The sequence below is a fragment of the Leucobacter faecis genome, assembly GCF_054456635.2.
This window is the reverse complement of sequence record NZ_JBTJEP020000009.1, coordinates 97,902-120,578: the sequence shown is the minus strand read 5'-3', so window position 1 is coordinate 120,578 and position 22,677 is coordinate 97,902. Positions and strand designations below refer to the sequence as shown.

The following is a 22,677-nucleotide window of genomic DNA, read 5'->3' as shown; positions in this document are numbered from 1 at the left end:
ATTCCGCGGTGCTCAATCGCAATATTGCTTGGTGCTCACTCGCAATATCGCCGGTGCTAAAGCCTTCGAATACTCACCGGCAAAGACTCATGCGCCTGTAGCCCTGAAGCCGCAATATTTACGGGTTCATGCACATAACCTGCCAACGCGTTCGGGTACGCCGTCCACGCGTCAGTACTAACCGTGGCCCCGGGAAGAATGTTCTGTTGAATGAACCTTTGAAGGGACTTCGCCGATGCGTCAGGAATAACCTGCAGTCGCGCACGCCCCCACCCTGAACCGGTGATCTCGATCGCACCCGCGACCAGGGTTTTCCCGAGCGCTCCACGGCCGCGCGAGCCTGCACGATGTCCACCAAACAAGCTCTCATCAACTTCAACATGACCGGCAAGCGGCGTGCTGCCGCTGCTGGTCGTCACGCACCGAAGCCGGGCCAGCATCGTCCATGCTGTTTGATACGACGAGATAGGGGAACACGCGAAGAAGGTGGCTGGCGGAGATTCCTGTCTTTCCGGCGGTCATCAGCCAGGCTGCTTCAAACCAGACAGTGAGCGGTGTTCGGGTGCGTTCAAAGATGGTTCCCGCGGTCATTGAGATGCGATGCCAGCAGTCACGACACCGGTATGAACCGCCGCTGCCGATCTCAACGTTGCGTGACTCGCATCTCGGGCATTGGACGCCGGTGGGTCAGCGCAGCCAAGCAAGGTAGTCAAGACATGCACCGTCTTCGTTGAACCAGGCACGAAATTCGGCCAACGTTGCCGGGTAGTGCCTGCCGACTGCCGGCATAGTGGGGGCAGAATTGACGGTAAAATCTGACATGACTGAAACTCTTAACAGTTGAAGTCCAAGCTCCCGGTTGTTGACGCAACGCGGGAGCGCTTTCATTCAGATCCTAATGCCTGCCTCGGCGCTTAAATGGATACCCCTTTAATAATTTTGAACAGCAAGAGACTACAACAGCCCCAGAGGAAATCCGCACTTCCTGTACTAGCGCTGCACGGACAACCCTGTCGGAACTTAAGTCAGTCCTAATCAAGCTTTGATTAGGACAGAAGCTCCAAGAGCCCTCTCGCGCATCACCCTGATGGTCTTATGAGGTTATTGCTTTACTCGGACGTACTCATCGACCAGCATGCGTTCTCAGGTCCAATGATCCTGACTATTGAGATTCAATCCATGAAAGAAACGGTTTGGATATATCTGGATCAGAGTTAGAGTATTCATTCCAATTTGGACTTGCAATGTCTACCGCGGATCGCATCTCTTTTTGATGGAGTATGGAGCGCGCAACTTCGATATTGCGCTTCCACTTCAAGTCTTCATTGCTTGTTGAATCTACATCGAAGATGCTCACGTGTCGGTGGGTCAGTGCGAGCTCCTCAACGTGCCGACGATGAGCAGTCAGTTTTTCAACCGTTGCGAGATCCCAGCGTTCGCAATATTCCTTGAAGAGGGCAGTGCTTTCACGTAGCCAATATATTGGAACATCACTACGTGTGATCTTGAACGGATCAATATTCGCTTTGCTGTGTGGCGGAGCGTGATGCGCCCAAACTACCGCAGGCGGAGGTGCATCAAGGTGCGATTGATGCGCGCGCGACCGAGGCTCCCACTCAGTAGCTCCCAGCCAGGCAGGTATACCCATAAGTTCTATAGCCTCATCCCGGGTTAGCGTGAGGCCATACCCAAGAGCTACCGACACCAATTTCGCTACCTCGTTAGCTCCTGAATCCAGGTTGATGCCGTAAACAGCCGCGCTGTGGACCTTTGGGTGAGGTAAACGTACACGCGGCAATGTTGGTGACCGTGCATGGCTGATAACCCAACTCGAAAGTCCCATGTCATTAGCCGTCCATTTTGATGGCAGTTTTCCTGGCACAGCGTGAGTGCGGCGGAGTATGTCATGCCAGAGCGGACTATCAAAGACCATACTATTGTCAATCCTCTTTCCGGATACATGCCTGAGGTCAATACGATCCTCGACATGCATTCGGCAGGCCAGTGGACCGGCAATTATCGGCCAGATCGCCACACCCCATTCACCCGAGTCTCTCGCAATTCTCGCAATTTGAGCCACTCCGCTTGCACGATCAGCGAGAGCAAGTTCATTCTGGAGTGCTCGAAATCTAAGCTCAAGTCGCTGCACATTAAAGGCAACACTTGCGATATTCCCACTTTGGGTGACATCAAGTAGTCCCATCTTCTGCAGAATATATGTCTGGTTAGGTGCTCCAGTTGAATCACCTCCCATCCCAAGTGCTTGACTGATGATCGGAATCGCCTCTAGGGGCGTATCAGTACGACCGCGCCTCCAGTTGGATATAACCGTGGGTGAAGCGGCAATGTGTCTAACAAGAGGGTAGAGATCTTCGTCGCTGAGTTTCCGTAAAGCCGCATATTTACGGAACTCTAAGGCAAAGATAGCCTGTGCATTCCGCGGGTTGGTATCCGACGCCATGGCAGAAACTTACCAGCGAATGGTGGAAACCTGCCGGATCCGGTGAAGATCTGCAAAGTACCTTATTTAGTACCGGGACACACCGGCAGGCCACAGAGGAGGCATGGAAATGGCAAACAATGAGAAGCATGAAGATGGTCTCAATAACGGGCGCTACGACATTTACAGCAACGGACTGGGCACCAACCGAGACGGCGATGGATATGCTCACGACCACCTGTTCATGAATGTGAACAAGAACGGTGAAGTCACGAGTTCCGGTCTCGCTGATCGCTCTGGCCGTCGCGAGAACATCGTTCGTGGGCTGGGACGTGCAGCACTCAACGAGTAGCACAATGAGCCCAGAGAGGGGTGCCGACGACATAAAGGTCGACGGTGCCCCTCTCTGCTGATTCATTGAAGTGGAACACAGTAATGCTGGACCCCTCGAACCAAAAGACCACTAAGGGAGTCGTTGAAATGCAGGAGATAAAGCTTAAGGACCTGAAGCCAGGACACATTGGTTTGATGGCCATGGGATCCTCGTGGTATGCCGATGGGGAGTGTCAGAACGTCGGAAAGATCGTTGGCTATGTTTTGTATCCTCGACCAAACGGGGGTTCGTACGCGTGTGTCTATTTTGGGTTTGTCCCCGATCTGGGGACCATTGGCGTGAATAGGAACGCGTCAGTCTCGATCGGAGGCAATTTGCGGGGGCGCCTCTTCCTCATCTGAGTTCGAGACGGGGCAGCGCGGAGACTGCGTGCCGCTCCCATACCCCCGTTACCTTGTTCGTGAGCCCAATCAGTATGAAACTGAATGGGCGGTGGCCAATCAGGCCCGGCATGATTATTGCCCCCAGCCAACCATGATCCGGGGGCAATAGTCATGCCGGGCCAGACGGGCTGTCGCCCCAATCTTCCTCCTGGAACCTGGGGTACTTACAAGGTAACGGGGGAGACGGACTACCAGAACGGTCAAGGAAACGTCTATATCCCGTTCTCGTGTCCTTGCAAGCAGCGCTGGATACGATCTCGCCGCGCAGTGGCTGGGCTCGGAGGCTTCATGAGCTGATCAAGCCGCGGCCTGTGATGAATCTTCGAGGAATGGGATTTCCCGTTGAATGGGCGAAGGACGAGTTCTGGAGCCGTCGGCTGGGAGGCTGAAACAACGCGAAGCTCAGTCGCGGCGCAGCAGCTGGTCTTCGACCAAGATGCGCAGCTCTGCCACGCGGCGGCTGTCTGCCCGTAGCTCGTCGATCTCGTCACGCAGCTCGGCGACCTCCTGTCGCAGCTGTGTGATGAGGTCTGCGGTCGACGTGATGGCCTCGGCTTTGAGTCGACGCTTTACGCGCTGCGCGCGAAACTGTAGCCGCGCTTCACGCAAGAGTGTGTTGAGACGGTTCATGAGAGTTCCTTTCGAATACGCGAGCTAGCCGACGCAGGCGCCGACGCCGACGTGAGCTCGGCCACAAAGTAGTCGCGGCGCACACCGTCTTCGTCGCGCGCCACCGCGCGGGTGAGTAGCGTGGCCGTCAGCCCGGCATGAGTCGCTGCAGCCTCAAACGTGGGCCACTCGAGATGCCAGGTGCGGGGTAGTTCGGGGTGGTACTTGCCGAGTGACTCGTAGTCGGCGGTGAACACGCGTGCGCCCGCCCGGGCTGCCGCCGCGAGCACCTGCAGCGCCGTCTCGAGGCCCACCCCGCCCAGCGCCGCGAACACGTGGTTGACCGTGATGATGCTGTGTTCAGCCTCGGGCAGCTTGCCCGCGATGTAGCGCATCACATCGATGCGTTCGACGAGGTTGACCCGGGTGCCCGTGTGGGGCGCCGGCTCGTGCAGCACGGGCGCTGCAAACGCAAAGTCGCTGGTGTGGCATGAGAGGCCCGCGGCCCGGTAGAAGGCTGCGTCTTGGCCTGATCCGGCACCTAGGTCGAGCACCTGCACGCTCTCGCCCGCCGCGCCCAGCTGCGCCGCCGCCTTGAGCACGTAGGGTCGAATGCTCGAGGTTTCGTGCGCGGTGGCGCCGTCGTGATAGCCGTCTTCCCACGCGTTGCGGCCAAATCCGTACGCCCCAAACCAGCTGTAGAAGCGGCGCCTGGTCGCGAGCGGCGTCTCGAATTTAAACGACGGATCAGGCGAGCGCCACGTGGGCCCGTAGCATGCGGTGAGCCACGCATCGGGGTCGCGCGGCGCCGGAAACGTGTGGCCGTGCATCGTGACCTCACCGAGCGGCAGGATCGCGTCTTCGAGCCCCGGTGCGCGCACGTGAATGGGCTCATGAAAGTGGTTGTGCTTGTAGAACGCCGTAAAAATGTCGACGTAGTAGTCGACCTCGGTGGCGCTGCCTCGCAGTACCTGCAGGTGTGACCAGCTGTGCCGCAGCACGCGAAAGCCGCGGGCGATGAGCAGCTCGGCGAGGGCGTGGTTCTCGGTGACGAGGTCTGACGGGTGCGTGTGCGGGCTGAGGTATGCGAGGTCTGCGTCGTCGTCGTGGGGCAGAATCTCGCCGTCGCGCACCGCACCCAGCAGTGTGCCGCCGACCACAAATGCGGTGTAGCCCGCCTCTTGCATCACGTCGAGTACGGCGACGGCCGAGTCGGCCACGCGCTGCCGCATGTCGAGGTCACCGTCGAAGGTGTGACGCATGAGGCCCCACTTGTTGACGGCCACGTCACGTCCGCGCTCGTCGGTCAGGTCGGGGTGGCCCGACCCGCGCCAGCGCAGGGTGCCCTGCCATACGAGATCGCCGCTGCCCGCATCAACCAGGCGCACCTGCTCGCTGCCACGCAGCCGCTCGCGCAGGGAGCGCGGCCACGGCACGAAGGCCCGCTTACGGGTCGTGGGCGCCTCGAGCGACCAGATGCGGCGCCCGGCGAACTCGACGTTGAGCGTCGTGGGAGGGCGGGTGCCGGCCTCGGCAGCGAAACGAACTCCTCGTCGCGTGACGGTGGCTCTCACTCGAAGGCTCTCCTTGGTGCTGAAGTTGGTGCTGATGTTGGTGCTGATGTTGGTGCTGAAGCTGGTACTCAGACGCCGCGCCGTGTGGGCGCTGGGCATCGTTCCAGCGTAGCAGCGGCCTGTAACCTGTGAGACTTAGTCGGCATGTGATAATTTACTTTGTCTACGAATAGCTGCTAGCTTGCTTCGAGGTACCACCGTCATAGCCATCTCCCATGGAGTTTCAATCGTGCACCCCCATGCCACCTCGTCCAAGCTGCGCCGAGGCCTGTTTGCGACGCTCACGAGCGCCGCGCTGCTGCTTGGGGCGGTGACGCCCGCGGCCGCTGCGCCCACGGGCGAGCAGGTCGCCACGCTCGAAGCGGGCGCGACGACGGGCGCATCGCGCGTGCTCGCTCCGGATCAGCGCCCCGCCGTGAACGCCGGTGACGAATCTGGCGCCAGCGGCGGCACCAGCGGTGCGGCCGAGGCTGGGTCGCAGGGCGGCGGTGATGGCGCCGGCGGCGATGCCGCTGGCAATGGTGCCGATGGCGAAGAAACCGGCGGCGGTGCCGATGACAATGCGACCGGCGGCAATGATGCCAGTGGCGAAGCCGGCGGCGGCGGGGCCGAGGGGGAGCCCGGCGGCGTCGATGCCAGCGCCGACGCTAACGCGAGCGCCGACGCTAACGCGAGCGCCGACGCTGACGCCAGCGTCAATGCCAGCGCTAATGCCAACGCCAACGCCACTGCCAACGCCCGCGGCGATGCTGACGGCGAAGACGTAGAAGAGACCGACGGCGAAGACGACGACGAAGACTCAACAGATAAAAAGACGCAGACCGCACCCAAGGGTGAAGCGGCGAAGGCGGCCCCCAAGACCGCGCCGTTTAAAGACGTGCCGGCGAAGCATCAGTTTCGCGACCAGATCGCGTGGCTCGCGGGCACCAAGATCACGACCGGCTACGCCGACGGGTCGTTTAAGCCGCGAGCGCACGTGTCGCGCGACGCGATGGCCGCGTTCTTAGAGCGGTTTGACACGGCGCCGCCGCTACCCAAGGCGAAGTACTCGCGCTTCACCGATGTGAGCACCTCACACAAGTTCTTTCGCGAGATCTCGTGGCTCAGCGCGACGGGGGTGACGACGGGGTACGCCAACGGCCGGTTTGTGCCAGCGGGTTCGGTTGAACGTCAGGCGATGGCGGCGTTCTTGTATCGGGCGGCGGGGCGGCCTTCGTTCAAAACACCCACGCGGGCGAGCTTTAGCGATGTGCCGCGCGGGCACAAGTTCTTTCGCGAGGTCGAGTGGCTCGCGAGCACCGGCATCACCACCGGGTATGCCAACGGCACGTTTAGACCTAAAGCTCCCGTTGAACGCCAGGCGATGGCGGCGTTCTTGCAGCGCTTCGAGCAGAAATACTATGGCGGCAGCGCGCAGGCTGCTGCCGGGCAGACGGGCGCTGCGCTCGCGGTAACCGAGAAGACCGACTCGTCGCTGGTGGTGGCGTGGCAGCCTGTCGAAGACGCGAAGTCGTACAGGCTCGAGTGGTCGCGTTCAACGACGGGCGATCTGCCAGCTGCGCAGACGTTTAACGCCCAAACGACGTCTGCCAAGATCTCGGGGCTACGGCCCGGGCTGGGCTACCGCCTGCAGATCGTGGCCCAGACGACGAGCGGCGGGTCAACCAAAGCGAGCGTGGTGACGGGCAAGACACAGGCCGTGAAGACGTTGAGCGTCGCGACGTTTAATGTGGTGGCATCGAAGCAGGTCACCAAGGCGTGGATCAACTGGTCTGACCGGCGCCAGCACGTGTGGAACGTGGGTAACTCGCGCAGGCCCGACGTAATCGGGCTGCAAGAAGCAGGGGTCAACACCGTCGACCTGAACACCGGCAAGCCGGTGACGATCTCGCCGGTCACCAACGGGCTGCCACGGTTCTACCACGATGTTGTGCGCGGGTGGAAAGCGAAAGACGGCACACCGTACCGCCTAGTCAATGACAAACCGTGGAACTGCAAGAACTACTGGTCGTCTGCCGAGACGATGGCGCTGGGCGGCAAACGTTGCACGCTCACACGCAAGAACGTAGGGGCCACGCACGACATGCGTATCGCCTACAACCCGACGACAGTCACACTCATCGACTCGGGGGCGTACGAGCTGCCGCAGCCAGGCAATAGGCCGCTGCCCACCACTCACGGCGGCGAGTACGAAAACTACCTCGGCTGGGCGGTGTTTGAGCAGCACAGCACGGGTAAGCGGTTCTTCTTTGCCAACGTGCACCTCGACTACGCGCGCCGCGTGCTGCATGCCAAAACGATTCGTACGAAACTGGCAAGTCTCAACACCGAGAATCTGCCCGTTGTGCTGCTGGGCGACTTCAGCACGACACAGTGGGAGCAGTCCTATAAGCAGGTGATCGAACCGTTTAAGACGAGCGGCTTCACCGAGCTGCTGGGCAGCAAGTTTGGCACCTCTGATCGTGCGTGGACCGGGTTTGGCACGGCCTATCTGGGGCGCCCCAATTGCAACAGCATGAACGCGTTCACTAAACAGTACTCAATCATTGGTGCTCCCAACGGCCTGCCGAAGTGCTCGCAGACGTCGTTCATGGATCTGGGGCAGAACGGCGCCCACGTCGACTACATCTTGGCGAAGGGCATCAAGGGTGCCCCCGTGTGGGAGTCGATGCTCGACATGGACAACAACGGCAGGGTGCAGGGTACCCCGCCGTCTGATCACGCGATGCTGCGCGCAGAGGTGGTGCTGTGAGTGACGCTGTGAGCGGCGCTGTGAGCGACGCCGCAGGGCGGTCACTTAGAGTTAGTTGGTGACTTCAATGACCACGCCCACATCGACTGGCACTGCGACTGCGCCCAAGCCCGGCGCGGGCAAGGCGCCAGCGACGTTTTTCCCTCAGGTGCATGCGTTGCGTGCGATCGCGGTGCTCATGGTGCTGGTGTACCACCTGTGGCCGGCCCGCTACACGGGTGGGTTCATTGGCGTTGACGTGTTCTTGGTGATCTCGGGGTTCTTGATCACGGGGCACATTTGGCGGCAGCGCGAGCAGAGCTGGCGGCTGCTGCCCAAGTTTTGGCTGCGGCGCGTGCTACGGCTCGGCCCGGCAGCGCTCACTGTCGTCACGGTGACGGGCCTCCTCACCTTCGCGTTCGTGCCGCAGAGCTTTTGGGAACGCTACGCCCGCGAGGCGATCGCGAGCGTGCTCATCTCGGTCAACTTTGTGTTGTTTGGTGACTCGGTCGACTATCTCGCGGCCGACAACGCGCCCACGCCCTTCCAGCACTACTGGTCGCTGTCGGTCGAAGAGCAGTTCTACCTCGTCTGGCCGCTGCTCATCATCGCCGCCTCGCTGCTGGCGGCCCGCATCGCGCGCCGCGGTGCCCGGCGCCTCCCGCAGCCCGGCAACCCGCAGCCCGGCAACCCACAGGCCGGCGCTCCGTTCACTGCCGAAACGGTGGCCGTGCTCGTGATCGCGGCGGCCAGCGTCGCCTCTTTCGCGGTCTCGCTCGCGGTGCTGCCGGTGAGCCCCTCTGCCGCCTACTTCATGATGCCGCTGCGCATTTGGGAGTTTGGTGCTGGCGCCCTGCTCGCGCTGCTGCTGCCGCGCTTGCTGCGGCACGCGCGCGGCGGGGTTCTGCGCACCCTCGCACGCATCGCGCTGCCCGCCGCCTACGCTGCCCTCGTGCTCAACGGCTACCTACTCAGCGGCGCTGCCCCCTTCCCGGGCTGGAACGCGCTCCTGCCAGTCGCGCTCACGGCGCTCGTGATCCTGAGCCACCCGTTCGCTGAGATGCCGCGGGCCGGGGCCTGGGCCGCGGTCGAACAGGGCCGCGTCACCACGTTTCTCGGCGACGTGTCGTACTCGGCGTACCTGTGGCACTGGCCGCTCATCATCATCGCGCCGTTTATGCTCGGGCACGACCTCACCCTGGTCACCGAGCTGGGCATTCTCGCGGTGACTCTGCTGCTCGCGTGGGTCACGACGCGCTGGATCGAGACCCCACTGCGCAGCCTCAAAGGCTGGGATCCTGTGGTGGTGCGGCGCCGGATCACGGGCATCACCTCGTGGGCGCTCGTTGCAGTGCTGGCCTGGACGGCGGCGATGTGGCTGGGAGGGCGCGTCGAAGCGCAGGCGCAGTTCAGCCAGGCGCAGACCGCCGATGTGTGTTTTGGCGCGCAGATGGCGCTGAGCCCCAAAGAGTGCGGGGCGCTGCCGGGGGAACCGGGCACCGATGCGGCGCTCATGGCGGCCGCCACCGATAAGCCAGCGCCGTGGCCGCAGGAGTGCGTCGCAAAGCACACAGGCGCCGCCGCCCCGGTCTGCGAGTACCTTGCAGACGACCCGAACGCACCAGCGATTGTTTTGTGGGGTGACTCGCACGCTGGCGCGTGGTCGCCCGCGTTTGAAGAGGCCGCGAAGCGCCTGGGGCTCTCTCTGTACACGTTTACGCGTGACGGCTGCCCGCCCGCTGCGGTGAGCCCCATCGCCACCATCATGAACCGCGACATCGACGCGACCGAGCAGGGTAACTGTGCCGACCGCAACGCGCAGGTGCAGCAGTTCATCGACACGCACCCGGGCATCGTGGGCGTGTTCGCCGCGAACCTCTCGACGAACTACATCTTCCCTGAGGGAGCCGAGTTTGGACGCATCGACGAACTGCTGGCGGGGGTCGCAGACCGCGGCTACCCGGTTGTGCTCATGGGCGACGTGCCGCTCACCGGTGATGCCTACGGCAACCGCGTCAACATTGCTGAGTGCCTCGCAACGAACACGAGTGACCCATCGCGCTGTGACAACGAACGCACCCGCGCGCTCGACTCGCAGGGCCAGCGCGATTTTGTGCGCGCCCAGCTGGGTGACACGGTGACGGTGCTCGACAGCCAAGACAACTTCTGCGACAGCGACACCTGTTACGCGGCCATAGGCGGTGTGCCCGTGTTCTTTGATCAGACGCACCTCACCGACACGTTCTCACGCTCGCTCGGGCCGTGGCTGTCGGAGGCGATCGCCCCGCTCATCGAGAAGCAGTAGCGGTCGATAAGCCCTGACGGGAGGCGCCGGGGTTTCTAGCTCGCGCCATCAGGTGGATTCTGTTAGCCCCATAATTCCAACTCCATATACAAAAAATATGCGCGACGAATTCCGATTTAGACTGGCCCAGAAGCGGAATTAGTCGCGCATATTTGACTGTCGCCGTACGCCGGCTCTCGTGAGATGACCGGCTTTTCAATGCGTGCGTACAATGGGCGCACGAGCGAGGGGAAACGACGTGAGTGCTGCGACTGCGCGAATTAACATGCGGGTGACCGAGGAAGCTCGGGAAGTAATCGATCGTGCGGCTGAGGCGCAAGGTATCGACCGCACCGCCTTCATGGTCGATGCTGCCGTGACCCGCGCACGTAGCGTCCTTCTAGAAGAGGCAATCTTGAAGTTGAGCGCCGGTGAGGTTGCACAAATCGCTGACCTGATGGAAAACCCACCAGCGCCTAACGATGAACTGAATCGTGCAGCTCGCCGACTTGCGGAGCTTAGGTTGTAACCAGCAACGATTCAGTTCAGCGGTCGATGCGGCCGGGCGGGAGGCGGCGGGGTTTCTAGCTCGCGCGCAGACGGGTGGCCTAGAATGTCGTACGAGTGTGTCTAAAGCCGCCGTGGCGGCGCGGGCGCACAGACTGTTTGCCAATCGAAGGATTATGCGTGACGCAAGAGAAGACCATTGTTGTGCTGCTCGCCGGTGGTGTGGGCACACGAGTAGGCATGGGCGTACCCAAGCAGCTCTTGAAGATCGCGGGCAAACCGATTGTTGAGCACACGCTTGAAGCGTGCGAGGCGAGCCCGCTCGTTGACGAGATCATCATCATGATGAACGCCGAGACGCTCGCGTCGCTCGACTACCTCAAGGGCCGCCCGGGCGCAAAGCTCACGCGCATCCTGCCCGGCGGTGCGACCCGCAACGACACGACACAGCTCGCGCTCGCCGCAATCGACGGTAACCCTCGCGTGCTGTTTCACGATGCCGTGCGCCCCTTCATTGACGCGCGCATCATCGAAGACTGCGTGCGCGCCCTCGACGAGTTTGACGCGGTCGACACCGCGATCTTGTCGGCCGACACGATCATTCAGGTAAACGACGACAACTGCATCTCGGCGATTCCGAAGCGCGGGGACCTTCGACGCGGGCAGACCCCGCAGGCGTTTCGCGCCGACGTGCTGCGCGAGGCATACCGCATCGCTGAGGGCGACGACTCGTTTGCCGCCACCGACGACTGTGGCGTCGTGTTCAAATACCTGCCCGAGGTGCCCATCAAGGTCGTCGACGGCACCCCCGAGAACATGAAGGTCACCGACCCGATCGACCTGCACATTGCCGACAAGATCTTCCAGCTGCAGTCAACGCCCACGGCGGCGCTCGAGCACCAGCTCACCGAGCTCGAAGACTCGGTCGTCGTCATCTTTGGCGCCAGCTACGGCATCGGTGAGAGCATTGCGACGATGGCTGCTGAGGCCGGGGCGCGGGTGCACGCGCTGAGCCGTTCGGTCACGGGCACCAATATTACTGATCCGGAGTCGGTGCAAAACGCACTTGACCGCGTGCTCGAAGCAGAGGGGCGCATCGATCACGTGATCGTGACCGCCGGGGTGCTTAAGATCGCGACGCTCAATGACGCCGATACGACCGAGATCATCGACACAGTGACCACGAACCTTGTGGCGCCCGCGCTGCTCGCGAAGGCGAGCTTCGCGGCGCTGCAGCGCACGCAGGGCACGCTCACGTTCTTCACGTCGAGCTCGTACACCCGCGGCCGCGCCGGTTACAGCATGTACTCGGCCACGAAGGCGGGCATCGTGAACCTCACGCAGGCGCTCGCCGAGGAGTGGGCCGACGAGGGCGTGCGGGTCAACACTGTGAACCCGCAGCGCACCGCCACCCCCATGCGCACGCAAGCGTTTGGCGACGAGCCCGAGGGCACGCTGCTCACGGCAGAGGCGGTGGCCGAGGCCACGCTACGGCTGGTGAGCTCGGGCACGACCGGCCAGGTCGTCAACGTGCGACTGTAGGGGGAGCCGTGAGTATTCGAACGAAGCTCGTCGATAAGCTGTCGAGCCCAGAACTGCTGCCGCTGCGCGAGAAAGTGCGCATGACGAAGCGTCGCGCGCTCGGCACCGTGGCGCGCGGGCGCCGCATGATGACCCGCGGCAGCGTGCCGGGGCTGCTCAGCATCGTCGTGCCGATGTACGGCGTGGAGCGCTACATCGGTGAGTGCCTCGAGTCACTGCAAAAGCAGAACTACCCCAACGTGCAGATTGTCGTCGTTGACGACGGGTCGCCCGACCGTAGCTACGAGGTCGCGCGCAGCTATGCCAAGTGGGATCCGCGTATTGAGATCGTGCGACGCAAGAACGGTGGCCTGAGCGCGGCCCGCAACACCGGCATCGAGCACGCGCGCGGCGAATACCTCGCATTTCTTGACAGCGACGACTTTGTCGACCGTCACGCGTACCAAGACGCGATTGAGAGTCTTACGCGCACGGGCTCAGACTTTGCGGTGATGCCGTACCGGCGTGAACGCAACGGTAGTTTTCCGCCCGCGGGTGAGTGGGTGCGCGCCGCGCACGCGGGGCGCCGCGATGCGGTGTCGCTCGCCGAGTTTCCTGACATCATGGTCAACGCGGTCGCCTGGAGCAAGGTGTACCGGCGTGAGTTTTGGGTGGAGCACGGCTTCGAGTTTCCTGAGGGACTGCTCTACGAAGACCAGGCCGTCTCGATGGCCGCGTATGCGGCGGCCCGCACGTTCGACGTGCTGCCGCGCACCAGCATCAACTGGCGCATACGCAACGACCAGACGTCGATCTCGCAGCAGCTGGTCAACCCCCGCAACATCGCCCACCACCTGATCGCGGTGCGCGACTCGATCGAGCAGCTCGAGCGGTTTGGGGCGACCGACGCGTGTGACGTGCGCATTCTGCAGAACCTCAACAACAACCTGGGCGAGTTCTTGCCCAACATCTTTCAGATGGGCGACGATGCCTGGCGCGAGTTCGTCGAGTTTCTCACCTACCTGAGCGACCAGACCACCGACGACATGTGGCGCCAGATCGAGGTGCGCAAAAAGGTGCTCGTGGGGCTCATCGTGCGCGGTGAACGCGACCTCGCCGAACGCTTCTTGACCGAGCGCGGCTGGCACCGCGACCTGTTTGGGGGTGCACTGCAGGGCGATTCGATCATCGCAGACGTGCCACTGCGCGAGGAGCTCGCGCAGGTGCTCCCCGAGATGGCATTCGTCTACTCGGTGCAAGAGACGCAGCTGCACGCGGTGTGGCGGCGCGTGCGCGCGGCTGACAGCGCGGCGGCCGGCAGCGCGGCGGGGGCGCAGAACGACGTCGAGATCGACCTGTTTGCGCACGTTAACCACCTGCCCATCGACCGCGTCGACAACCAGCTCGAGGTGAGTCTCGTCGCCCCCGACGGCACGGCCACCCCGCTGCAGGTGACGCGTCGCAAGTCCCACCTTGATGCGCGCTCGAACACGCGCCGCTACGCCGACATGTCGACGGGCGCTGCGACGGTGCACGTGCCGCACGCGCTGCTCGCAGCAAGCGGTGACTATGAGCTGCGCGCCACGATGACGGCGGGTGCCCTCACTCGCACCGCGACCGTGACGCTCGACGATAGGAGCGAGTTTTCGGTTGCTGCGCAGCTCGATACAGACCGCCTGTTTGCTCCTGTGGGGCGCGCTGACGAAAAGGCGCAGCTGCGCGTGTGGCGGCCCGCGGTGCGGGTTGCGAGCGCAGTGTGCGAGCGCGGCAGCGTGCAGCTCACGCTCACGAGCGACCTCGATGTGAAGCAGGTCGCGCTCGAGCGCGTCGACGACCGCCTGCGCGCCCAGCGTGAAGCGACCGCGGTGGCGGGCAACCGCAGTACCGGTTACTCGGCCACGATCGCGCTGCCGAGCGCCGAACGCGGCCCGGTCGAATACCTGCTCGTGGCGGTTGATAGCCGCGGCACCAAGCACTACCCGACGCTGCCGGGCGCGGCACTGTCTATCGCGCAGCCGAACGCACAGCCCGGCGCACAATCCGGTGCACAGCCCGGCGACAAGCCAGGCGCACGTTCGAGTACCTACGTGCACGTTGCCGCTCAGCTGCACACGACGCCGGCGGAGTTTTTGCTGCGTAGGCAGCAGCTCGCCGAGCAGCCGGGTAAGGCCTCAGAGTCGCTCCTGTTTCAACAGGAGCCGGGCCGCACCCTCATCGTCGACGCGCGCGGTGGCGCGCTCGTGACGGGCGTCGACGTGACCGAAGACGAAATCTTGCTGGCGGTGCAGCTGCCCGCGGGCGCTGCGAAGCTGGTGGGCGGCACGGCACGATCCGGATCGTTTGAACACAGCCTGAAGATTGTCGAGCACGGTGAGGGCTTGGCGGTCGCGATGCCGCTGCGCGCGAACGCGTGGGGCCTCGGCACCACGGGCCTGAAGCGGGGCGAGTACCGCCTGATGGCGCGTGACGTCGACGGGAACCGGGTGCGGTTGTACCTGGCGCATGAGCTCGCACAGCAGCTGCCGGTGCGGGCACTCACCAGCACCGTGAGGGTGTCGCTTGAAAGGTCGCCGCGCGACCTGCTGCGCGTGCACATCGACCCGCCGCACGCAGACGACGAGATCGGCTGGGGCGACCGGTGGCGGCTGCGTGACCATTTTGCGACGCTTCGGCCAGCCTCAGATAGCAAGACCGTGCTGTTTCGTAACCGCTATGGCGAAGACGCAAACGACTCGGCGCTCGCCGTGCACAACGAGCTGGTGAAGCGAGGCGCAGACCTCGATCTGGTGTGGGCGGTGCGTGACGCATCGGTGCGGGTGCCCGAGGGGGCGCGCACTGTGCTCGAAGAGAGCCGCGAATACTACGAGGCGTTTGGTACCGCGAAGTACGTGATGGTCAACGTGCACCAGCCCGAGTGGTACGTAAAGCCCGAGGGCCAGGTGCTCATTCAGACGCACCACGGCTACCCCTTCAAACTGCAGGGGCGCAGGTGGTGGCAGAAGTTGGGCGACACTGCCGAGCGCCAGGAGTCGCTGTTTAGGCGCGCCGACGAGTGGGACTACCTCGTGTCGCCGGCGAAGTATGCGACCGCGCCGCTGCTCGAGTTTTACCGTTCGAGCGAGGGCGTGCCGAGCGAGGTGCTCGAGATCGGGTACCCCCGCAATGACGCGCTGCTTGACGCGCAGGCTTCGAAGCTGCGCGACGAGACGCGCGCCCGACTGGGTATTGGCGACGACAAGCGCGTCATCTTGTATGCGCCCACGTACCGCGATTACCTGTCGGCCGACCAGATGTCGCCGGTCGCGATGCCCGAGTTTCTCGACTTTGCGCAGCTGAGCGACGAGCTGGGGCCCGACTACGTGATCTTGATGCGCGGGCACCCGTTCAATGCGCAGAGCGAGACCCGGCACAACAGTGCGTTTATCAACGTGACCGACTATCACGACATCAACCACCTGATTCTCGCGTCAGACATGGCGATTCTCGACTACTCGTCGCTGCGCTTTGACTACGCCCTCACGGGCAAGCCGGCGCTGTTCTTTGTGTCAGACCGCGAGCGTTACTTTGCGGGGCGTGAAAGCTTTGTGCCCTACGACGACACCGTCTCGGGCCCGCAGATCACCGACCAGGGGGAGCTGACTAGGCAGATCCGCCGAGCCGATGATGTGGCGCGCGAGTACGAACCCGTGCGGCAGCGATTTATCGCCGAATTTATGGAGCAGGAGGACGGTCATGCGGCCGCCCGCCTCGTCGACATTGTGTTTGCGTCGCGCGGTGATGCGGGTGGAGCCCCAGAGAGTGTCAGCACAGAGGGCTTAGAATAGCCGGGTGAATAGTTCAGTCGCGCCCAAACTCATCGTCATTGGTCAGGGATACGTTGGCCTGCCGCTCGCGGTTCGCGCCGTAGAGGCCGGGTACGACGTGGTCGGCATCGACTTCGATAGCCGCCGCATCGACGCGCTAAACAACGGTGACTCGTACATCGAAGACATCTCAGATGAGGTGCTGGGTGCTGCGCGCGAGACGGGGCGTTACCGTGCGACCGCCGACTATGCCTCAGCCGAGGGCTTTGACTTCGCCGTTATTACGGTGCCGACACCGCTCAAGGATTCGCTGCCTGATCTCAGCTTCATTGAGAGCGCGGGCGCGTCGCTCGCTCCTTACATCACGCCCGGTGCGACGGTCGTGCTCGAGTCGACGACCTACCCGGGTACGACGCAGGAGCTGCTCGTGCCGATCCTTGAAGCGGGTTCGTCGCTGAGCGCTGGCGCAGACTTTCACGTGGGATACAGCCCTGAGCGTATTGACCCGGGCAACCCGCAGTTTGGGTTCAAGACCACGCCCAAGATTGTTTCGGGCATCGACGCTGCATCGCTCGCGAAGATTGACGGACTGTTCTCTGATCTTGTCGACCAGACCGTTCCCGTCAGTACTCCGCGCGAGGCCGAGACAGCGAAACTGCTCGAGAACACCTTTCGTCACGTGAACATCGCACTCGTGAACGAGCTAGCCGTGTTCGCTCACGAGCTGGGTGTCAACGTGTGGGAAGCGATCGACGCTGCGGCGACCAAGCCCTTCGGGTTCATGAAGTTTACGCCCGGCCCCGGCGTCGGCGGTCACTGCCTGCCGATCGACCCGAGCTACCTGTCGTGGAAGGTACGTACGCAGTTGGGGCGCAACTTCCGTTTCGTTGAACTGGCGAACGACGTGAACGAGCACATGCCAGATCACGTCGTGCAGCGCGTCATGCACCTGCTCAACGATGAGGGTAAGGCGCTGCGCGGCGCGAAGGTGCTGCTCGTGGGCATCGCCTATAAGAAGAACTCGGGCGACTCACGTGAATCGCCCGCGCTACGTATCATCGAGCTGTTGCAAAGCTTTGGTGCAGAGGTGCTTGCCGTTGACAGTCACGTAGAAGATCACCGCTGGCCCGAGGGGGCAGAGCGGGTGACGCTCACACCCGAGACTGTCGAAGCGTCAGACATTGCGATCGTGGTGACCGATCACTCAAACATTGATCTCTCGCTGCTGGTCGAGTCTGACACCCCGGTGTTTGACACACGCAACAGCCTGAGCGGCCCCCGAATCCACCGCCTGTAGCCACAGGCAAGTACACCCGCCACGCTGGTCGGTGCCCTGTGCTTGGTCAAGTGATGGAGAAGTTTTATGCGATTGAATTTTAGGCAGTGGGCGGTCCTTGGGCTTCTCATCCTCTGTGCGTGCATCACGGTGCTGGTGGCCCTGTTTGGCCCGCTGCGTTTTGCGCTCATCGGTCTTACCGTCACAGTGGTGGTGAGCGCTGCGCTCATGCTGCTGTTTCTGCGTAAGGTGCTCTCGGCCGTATACCGCAATAACGAAGATTTTGATGCCCGCTTGAGGAACTCCGCCCCGGGCGGAGCCGCGGGTGATGCCGAGAGCCTGCGCGAAGAACTGGACGAACTCAGCGAGAGCGTCGAGTTGCTGCACCAGCACCTTCCCGAGCGTGTAGCGGTGCGGCTCGCATACGAAATTGAGCTGGGGCGCCGCGGCGCGACCGAAACCGAGCGGTCGTGATCTGAGCACCAATGAGTTTCACTCAATGGCCGTATGTGCACGGTCTTTTTTCTGACGTCGACAGCGAAGCTGCGATCGCAGAAATCGATCTCGAACGATTTTTCGTAATGAGTCGTCGCTCAGTGTGGCGCACGTTCGGAATCGGTGCTCGCATGCGGTCAAGCGATGCGCTTGACCGCATGGCGTGGGAAGCGAGCTCAGGGGAATACACCTGGGAGCGTATGCGCCGTGAGATTGAGCTGGACGGTTCCCGCGAGCAGCTCGACCAGTGGGAGCACTATCGCGTCGTCGCGGCTGCGGTACTGCACGGCGTGCTCGACCCCACACCCGCGCGGTTCGACCTCGCGGTCAAAGTGTTGCGTAACATTCCGAACCAACGCTGCCTCGCCCCCCAAGGAGGACATCATGTCTTGCGCCTGGGGCTGCAGATGGCAGCTATGCGCGGTGCCTTTGACGTTGTGCGTCACTTGAGCACAATGCCGTTCGCAGAGCCCGACGTTATTTGGGCCGCAGAGCTCGACGGGTTGAGACCATCGGGAGAAGCTGCCTGGGCAGAAGCACGCACGTACGCCACCGGCAAGGGTAAGTTACCTGCAAACGTCGACACCTGGTGGCGTCGCTTCAACGAGTTGATCATTGATGCTGGCCTCGAACCGTTCGAACTTGACCTGAGTAAGCTCGAATCAGAAAACGAGATCTTCGGCGCGGTGCATGCGCCGCGCGTAGGGGCGGCGACGGTGCCGGTCCATGAGCAGCCGCTGGTGTCAGTCATCGTGCCCACCTACAACCCCGAGTCGTCGTTTTTGCGCACGATCGAGTCTCTCGTCTGGCAGTCCTGGACGAATCTCGAGATTCTCGTCATGGACGACCGATCCACCGCGGGCCACGAGTTTTTGCAGGCTGCTACCGAGATCGACAGCCGAGTGCGCGTCATTCAAATGCCCGAGAACGGTGGGGCATACCGGGCGAGAAACGCGGGCTTGCTCGCCGCGTCTGGCGAGTACGTTACGTTTCAGGACGCAGACGATATTTCTCACACGAGGCGCGTCGAGTATCAGATTGCACCCTTGCTCGCTGACGATGCTCTGGTCGCGACCGAGTCGCGCGCACAACGCGCAGTCATCGACGGCAGCCTCACGTTTTTGGGATACACGCCGCACCGGTCAAACGCGTCCTCGATGTTCTTTAGACGTGAGTTGGTCCTTGAAACCCTCGGCGGTTTCGACGGCGTGCGCAAGGGCGGCGACTCTGAGTTCGCGCAGCGGCTTACCGCAGCATTCGGGCCAGACGCGATTCGACGCATTCCCGAAGTGCTTGCGCTCGTGCAGCTGACCATCGGGTCACTTTCGCGCTCTGATTTTCGGCATGGGTGGATGTCGGGCAACCGCGTGAGCTACGTGCACCAGTACCGCCGGCGCCACCGTGAGATTGCCGCGAGCGAGCAACCTGACTGGCGCCTCACTCCTGACGACCCCTACGTGTCTTGGTCTGCTCCCGGAATGCGAGGCCGGAAGCCTGCGCAAACGCTCGAGTTCGCGGTGCTGGGTGACTGGCGCTTGCGCGTGGAAACGCCGACAGAGGGCGAGCGAATGCTGCGCGAACACGTCTTCCCACGCGCGACACGGCCCGTGGGTCTCGTGAATGGGGTAGCACCTCGGTTCAGCTCCCTCGCACGCGACGCCGTCGCCGAGGGGCTCACGCTCGCTGTGGAACAGGGCGATGCACAGTGGGTGAACTGGATCGATCAGACCCATATTGAGACGCTCATTGTGGCGGACCCCGAGTACTTGATGTACTTGCCAGACGCGACCGAGAACGGGCTCACCGTCTCGAATGTCGAGATCAGGATTGCGCAGTCCCTGCGCAATTTGCGGCAGGAGACGAGCCCGCTTCTCGCGCCGCTTGAATGGTGCGAAGAACGAGTGCAGCACCATTTCGGTGTGGCACCGACCTGGGTCACCGAGTCTCGTGCAATCGCTGACTACCTACGGGCCAAGAACTGCCCCGTGCGGCTCGATGAATGGTCAGGGCCCGTACCCATTACGCCACTTTCCACTGACAAACGGCCTGTGATCGGGCTGGTGCTTCCGATGCCTGAGGATCAGGCACGCTGGCTCCCAGAGCGGCTGGCGACACTGGTGCCGGATCCATCTCTGGCCGAGATTCTCCTCTTTGACCAGTTTGGGTACTCACGTATCGAGTGGCAGGATCCGATCGATTTCACCGGCTGGTCAGTCGTGCACGGTGACGACTGTACGGTCGACGAGTTCTTGGCACGCGTCGACATCCTCGTGCCAGACCTTTTCGCTCATGGACTGCAGGCGACAAGCACCTGGGTGAGGCGAGCAGGCGGGGTAGGCGTGCGCACCGTGCTTCCACGTCGGGCTCTCACCGAGTACGGAGACCGCGTAATGACGTATGCTCCTGAGGGGTCTCGGGATTTGCTGTCGCTGTTGGCGATTCGCGGAGGGTCCCGCAGGATTGGCCACTGACTCACGATTGAAGTCACGTGATGTGAGCCACCGAAAATCTCTTGCGGCCTACATGCACGAGATTGATGGTGTACGCGGCATAGCTCTCAGCCTCGTGGTGCTGTTTCATATTTTTGGGAATGGCCGAGTTTCTGGCGGCGTCGACGTATTTTTGGTCATTTCTGCATACTTTCTGACACGAAAGTTACTCGGCCACTTTGGTGGGTCCGTCCACGAGGCTGACGCGCCGCGTAAGCGGGACTGGCTCAGGCATCACTTCCTGCGGGTCTCATCGCGTCTTGTACCGAGTGCTGTCATCGTTCTTCTGGGTGCTTTGGCTGCAGCTTGGCTGTGGAGCCCGGCGACCCAGCTGCTTCAAACTCTCAAAGAAATCCTTGCTTCTGCGCTCTATTACGAGAACTGGGAACTCATCACGTCTCAACTCGCGTATGAGGCAGCTGGGCCGCAAACGAGCCCGGTGCAGCACTTTTGGTCGCTTTCAGTGCAAGGCCAGTTCTTCTTGGTCTGGCCATTTTTCGCGCTGGCACTTTTTCTCGTAGTTCGGCGTTTCGGCCGAGCTGCGTTTCGGCCGGTCTTCCTTATGAGCACGGTAATTTTCACAGCCGCGTCGTTCGTGTGGGCAGTTCAGCTCGTAAGCGCAGACCAGCAAGTCGCTTACTTCAATACCTTCACACGCTTCTGGGAGCTTGGAGCAGGCGCACTCGCCGCTTTTATACCAGCCACGTTCATGGCTTGGCCCTGGGTACGGGAAACGGCTACATGGCTGGGCTTGGGCATGATTGTCCTGTCTGGTTTTGTCATTGACGGTGGGTCGCTTTTCCCTGGAGCTGCAGCCCTGTGGCCCGTGGGCGCCGCGATTCTCGTACTCTTTGGGGCATCTCGAGCGGTTCCAGCGGGTAAAGCTGCCGAAGTGATGAGTATCGCCCCCGTTAGATTTGTGGCTCGAATTGCGTATCAGCTGTACCTTTGGCACTGGGTAATCTTGGTGTTCTACCTGCAGATCCAAGGGTATGAGTCGCTCGGGTGGAAAGGTGCAGCAGTCGTGCTCGGGCTCTCAACCTTGCTCGCGGTACTGACGGAACGCGCTACTACGTTGTTGACGACTCGCTCGCTGAGGCATTGGAACTGGAGAATGGCGGTGACCATTCCTTTGGTGCCGTTGCTCGTGCTAAGCGCCGTAGCTTTAGCGGGTGTTCACAGTCTTCAGCGCCAACAAGACATTGAACTCGCTGCAGCTCACACCTCGGATGGGTATGTCGGTGCTCTTGCTTTCTCCGCTCAAGAAGACGTTCCGAAACTTGAACCGAAGCCTGCACCCAGCGCTGCGTACGTTGACCGTCCAGAAATATATCGGATCGGGGCAGACTGCATGCAAACTGTGGGGAACAAACCTGGCTCCGGTGAAGTACTTTCATGTGACTTGGATGACTATCGAACTGGAGAGGACGATTCATCCAAGACTGTTGTCATGACCGGTGGCTCACACGTGGTGCAGTGGTACCCGGCAATGAAGAAGATTGCTCAGGCACAACACTGGCGTCTCGTAGTCATTGATAAGAACGGCTGCAAACTGACGAGTGAGGCAGAACAAAGTAGTTGTGCTGAATGGAACAGTAATGCCATTGATGTGATTGCCTCTTACCACCCGGACCTAGTGTTTACACTCGGTAGCGCGACTGAGATCAACGAGAAAGATCGGATCCTTCCTGGTGCTGTTTCTGCATGGGGGCAACTAGCGACGAAAGGAATACCGGTGGTTGGAATTCGGGACACGCCGAGGCTTCCTTTCAAGGTCCCTGAATGTGTTGCATCGAATGGGATCAACAGTACGAATTGCAGGTACCCACGGGAAGACATTTACTCTGACAATTTGGAAGCGGATTATCCAGGTGAACTCCCGGAAAACTTCACACTTCTTGACATCACGGACGCCGTAGTTAGAGAGTCATCTTTTGTGCCGATTATCGGTAACGTATTGGTCTACAGAGACCATTCGCACTTGACCGCAACTTACGCGGCAACGACAACTCAAATACTCGAAAACGGGCTGCGGAACGTAGCGCCATCTGTATTTGACTACTAGGGAATTCGGGCACTGATCTATCAAAGCTGGGACGGCCCACAAGCACTCTGTGTTGGAACTTACGTCAAGATGCTGCTTGGCGTGGGGCGTCGACCAGTAAATTAGA

At 61.8% G+C, this 22,677-nt stretch carries 15 protein-coding genes; 10 read left to right on the top strand and 5 right to left on the bottom strand.

The window, feature by feature from the left end:
- Positions 1–56: 56 nt before the first annotated feature.
- The 3 genes from ACXR2T_RS09120 to ACXR2T_RS09110 form a co-directional block, all read right to left on the bottom strand.
- Positions 57–440, bottom strand: coding sequence for an IS1595 family transposase (locus tag ACXR2T_RS09120; RefSeq protein ID WP_489945515.1), 384 nt, complete (start codon positions 438–440; stop codon positions 57–59).
- 247 nt (positions 441–687) lie between these two features.
- On the bottom strand, positions 688–822 hold the full coding sequence (locus tag ACXR2T_RS09115; protein WP_458838954.1) for a hypothetical protein: 135 nt from the start codon (positions 820–822) through the stop codon (positions 688–690).
- A 340-nt stretch (positions 823–1,162) separates the two neighbouring features.
- Entirely contained in the window at positions 1,163–2,461 is a 1,299-nt protein-coding gene (locus ACXR2T_RS09110; protein ID WP_458838953.1) for a hypothetical protein, read from the bottom strand.
- A 109-nt stretch (positions 2,462–2,570) separates the two neighbouring features.
- On the opposite strand from ACXR2T_RS09110, the gene ACXR2T_RS09105 reads away from it, so the two are divergent.
- Positions 2,571–2,792, top strand: coding sequence for a hypothetical protein (locus ACXR2T_RS09105; protein WP_458838952.1), 222 nt, complete (start codon positions 2,571–2,573; stop codon positions 2,790–2,792).
- Between the two features lie 827 nt (positions 2,793–3,619).
- Here ACXR2T_RS09105 and ACXR2T_RS09100 read toward each other — a convergent pair.
- On the bottom strand, positions 3,620–3,847 hold the full coding sequence (locus ACXR2T_RS09100; protein ID WP_458814863.1) for a hypothetical protein: 228 nt from the start codon (positions 3,845–3,847) through the stop codon (positions 3,620–3,622).
- A complete protein-coding gene (locus ACXR2T_RS09095) occupies positions 3,844–5,400 on the bottom strand; it encodes a LicD family protein (RefSeq protein WP_458838951.1) in 1,557 nt (518 codons plus the stop codon). Before ACXR2T_RS09095 ends, ACXR2T_RS09100 begins: the two co-directional genes overlap by 4 nt.
- Before the next feature lie 229 nt (positions 5,401–5,629).
- Here ACXR2T_RS09095 and ACXR2T_RS09090 point away from each other — a divergent pair, with 229 nt between their 5' ends.
- The 9 genes from ACXR2T_RS09090 (at position 5,630) to ACXR2T_RS09050 (ending at position 22,571) form a co-directional block, all read left to right on the top strand.
- Positions 5,630–8,152, top strand: a complete 2,523-nt coding sequence (locus tag ACXR2T_RS09090; protein WP_458838950.1) for an S-layer homology domain-containing protein — start codon at positions 5,630–5,632, stop codon at positions 8,150–8,152.
- Positions 8,153–8,219: 67 nt separating this feature from the next.
- Entirely contained in the window at positions 8,220–10,436 is a 2,217-nt protein-coding gene (locus tag ACXR2T_RS09085; RefSeq protein ID WP_458838949.1) for an acyltransferase family protein, read from the top strand.
- Between the two features lie 238 nt (positions 10,437–10,674).
- Positions 10,675–10,944, top strand: coding sequence for a type II toxin-antitoxin system TacA family antitoxin (locus ACXR2T_RS09080; protein WP_458838948.1), 270 nt, complete (start codon positions 10,675–10,677; stop codon positions 10,942–10,944).
- Between the two features lie 158 nt (positions 10,945–11,102).
- A complete protein-coding gene (locus ACXR2T_RS09075) occupies positions 11,103–12,464 on the top strand; it encodes an SDR family NAD(P)-dependent oxidoreductase (RefSeq protein WP_458814855.1) in 1,362 nt (453 codons plus the stop codon).
- A gap of 8 nt (positions 12,465–12,472) precedes the next feature.
- Complete coding sequence (locus tag ACXR2T_RS09070; RefSeq protein ID WP_458838947.1) at positions 12,473–16,267, top strand: bifunctional glycosyltransferase/CDP-glycerol:glycerophosphate glycerophosphotransferase; 3,795 nt, start codon at positions 12,473–12,475, stop codon at positions 16,265–16,267.
- Positions 16,268–16,271: 4 nt separating this feature from the next.
- Complete coding sequence (locus ACXR2T_RS09065) at positions 16,272–17,543, top strand: nucleotide sugar dehydrogenase (RefSeq protein WP_458814851.1); 1,272 nt, start codon at positions 16,272–16,274, stop codon at positions 17,541–17,543.
- Between the two features lie 66 nt (positions 17,544–17,609).
- Complete coding sequence (locus ACXR2T_RS09060; RefSeq protein WP_458814849.1) at positions 17,610–17,996, top strand: hypothetical protein; 387 nt, start codon at positions 17,610–17,612, stop codon at positions 17,994–17,996.
- An 11-nt stretch (positions 17,997–18,007) separates the two neighbouring features.
- Positions 18,008–20,488 carry a glycosyltransferase family 2 protein gene (locus ACXR2T_RS09055; protein WP_489945514.1) on the top strand — a complete coding sequence of 827 codons (2,481 nt, stop codon included), beginning with the start codon at positions 18,008–18,010 and terminating at the stop codon, positions 20,486–20,488.
- Positions 20,489–20,540: 52 nt separating this feature from the next.
- Positions 20,541–22,571 carry an acyltransferase family protein gene (locus ACXR2T_RS09050; RefSeq protein WP_458838945.1) on the top strand — a complete coding sequence of 677 codons (2,031 nt, stop codon included), beginning with the start codon at positions 20,541–20,543 and terminating at the stop codon, positions 22,569–22,571.
- The last annotated feature ends 106 nt before the right edge of the window (positions 22,572–22,677 follow it).

What these genes read in the sequence shown, in the direction of transcription:
- ACXR2T_RS09120 (WP_489945515.1), bottom strand. Translation starts at nt 440, where the DNA reads ATGCTGGCCCGGCTTCGGTGCGTGACGACCAGCAGCGGCAGCACGCCG.
- ACXR2T_RS09115 (WP_458838954.1), bottom strand. Translation starts at nt 822, where the DNA reads ATGTCAGATTTTACCGTCAATTCTGCCCCCACTATGCCGGCAGTCGGC.
- ACXR2T_RS09110 (WP_458838953.1), bottom strand. Translation starts at nt 2,461, where the DNA reads ATGGCGTCGGATACCAACCCGCGGAATGCACAGGCTATCTTTGCCTTA.
- ACXR2T_RS09105 (WP_458838952.1), top strand. Translation starts at nt 2,571, where the DNA reads ATGGCAAACAATGAGAAGCATGAAGATGGTCTCAATAACGGGCGCTAC.
- ACXR2T_RS09100 (WP_458814863.1), bottom strand. Translation starts at nt 3,847, where the DNA reads ATGAACCGTCTCAACACACTCTTGCGTGAAGCGCGGCTACAGTTTCGC.
- ACXR2T_RS09085 (WP_458838949.1), top strand. Translation starts at nt 8,220, where the DNA reads ATGACCACGCCCACATCGACTGGCACTGCGACTGCGCCCAAGCCCGGC.
- ACXR2T_RS09060 (WP_458814849.1), top strand. Translation starts at nt 17,610, where the DNA reads ATGCGATTGAATTTTAGGCAGTGGGCGGTCCTTGGGCTTCTCATCCTC.
- ACXR2T_RS09055 (WP_489945514.1), top strand. Translation starts at nt 18,008, where the DNA reads ATGAGTTTCACTCAATGGCCGTATGTGCACGGTCTTTTTTCTGACGTC.
- ACXR2T_RS09050 (WP_458838945.1), top strand. Translation starts at nt 20,541, where the DNA reads ATGCACGAGATTGATGGTGTACGCGGCATAGCTCTCAGCCTCGTGGTG.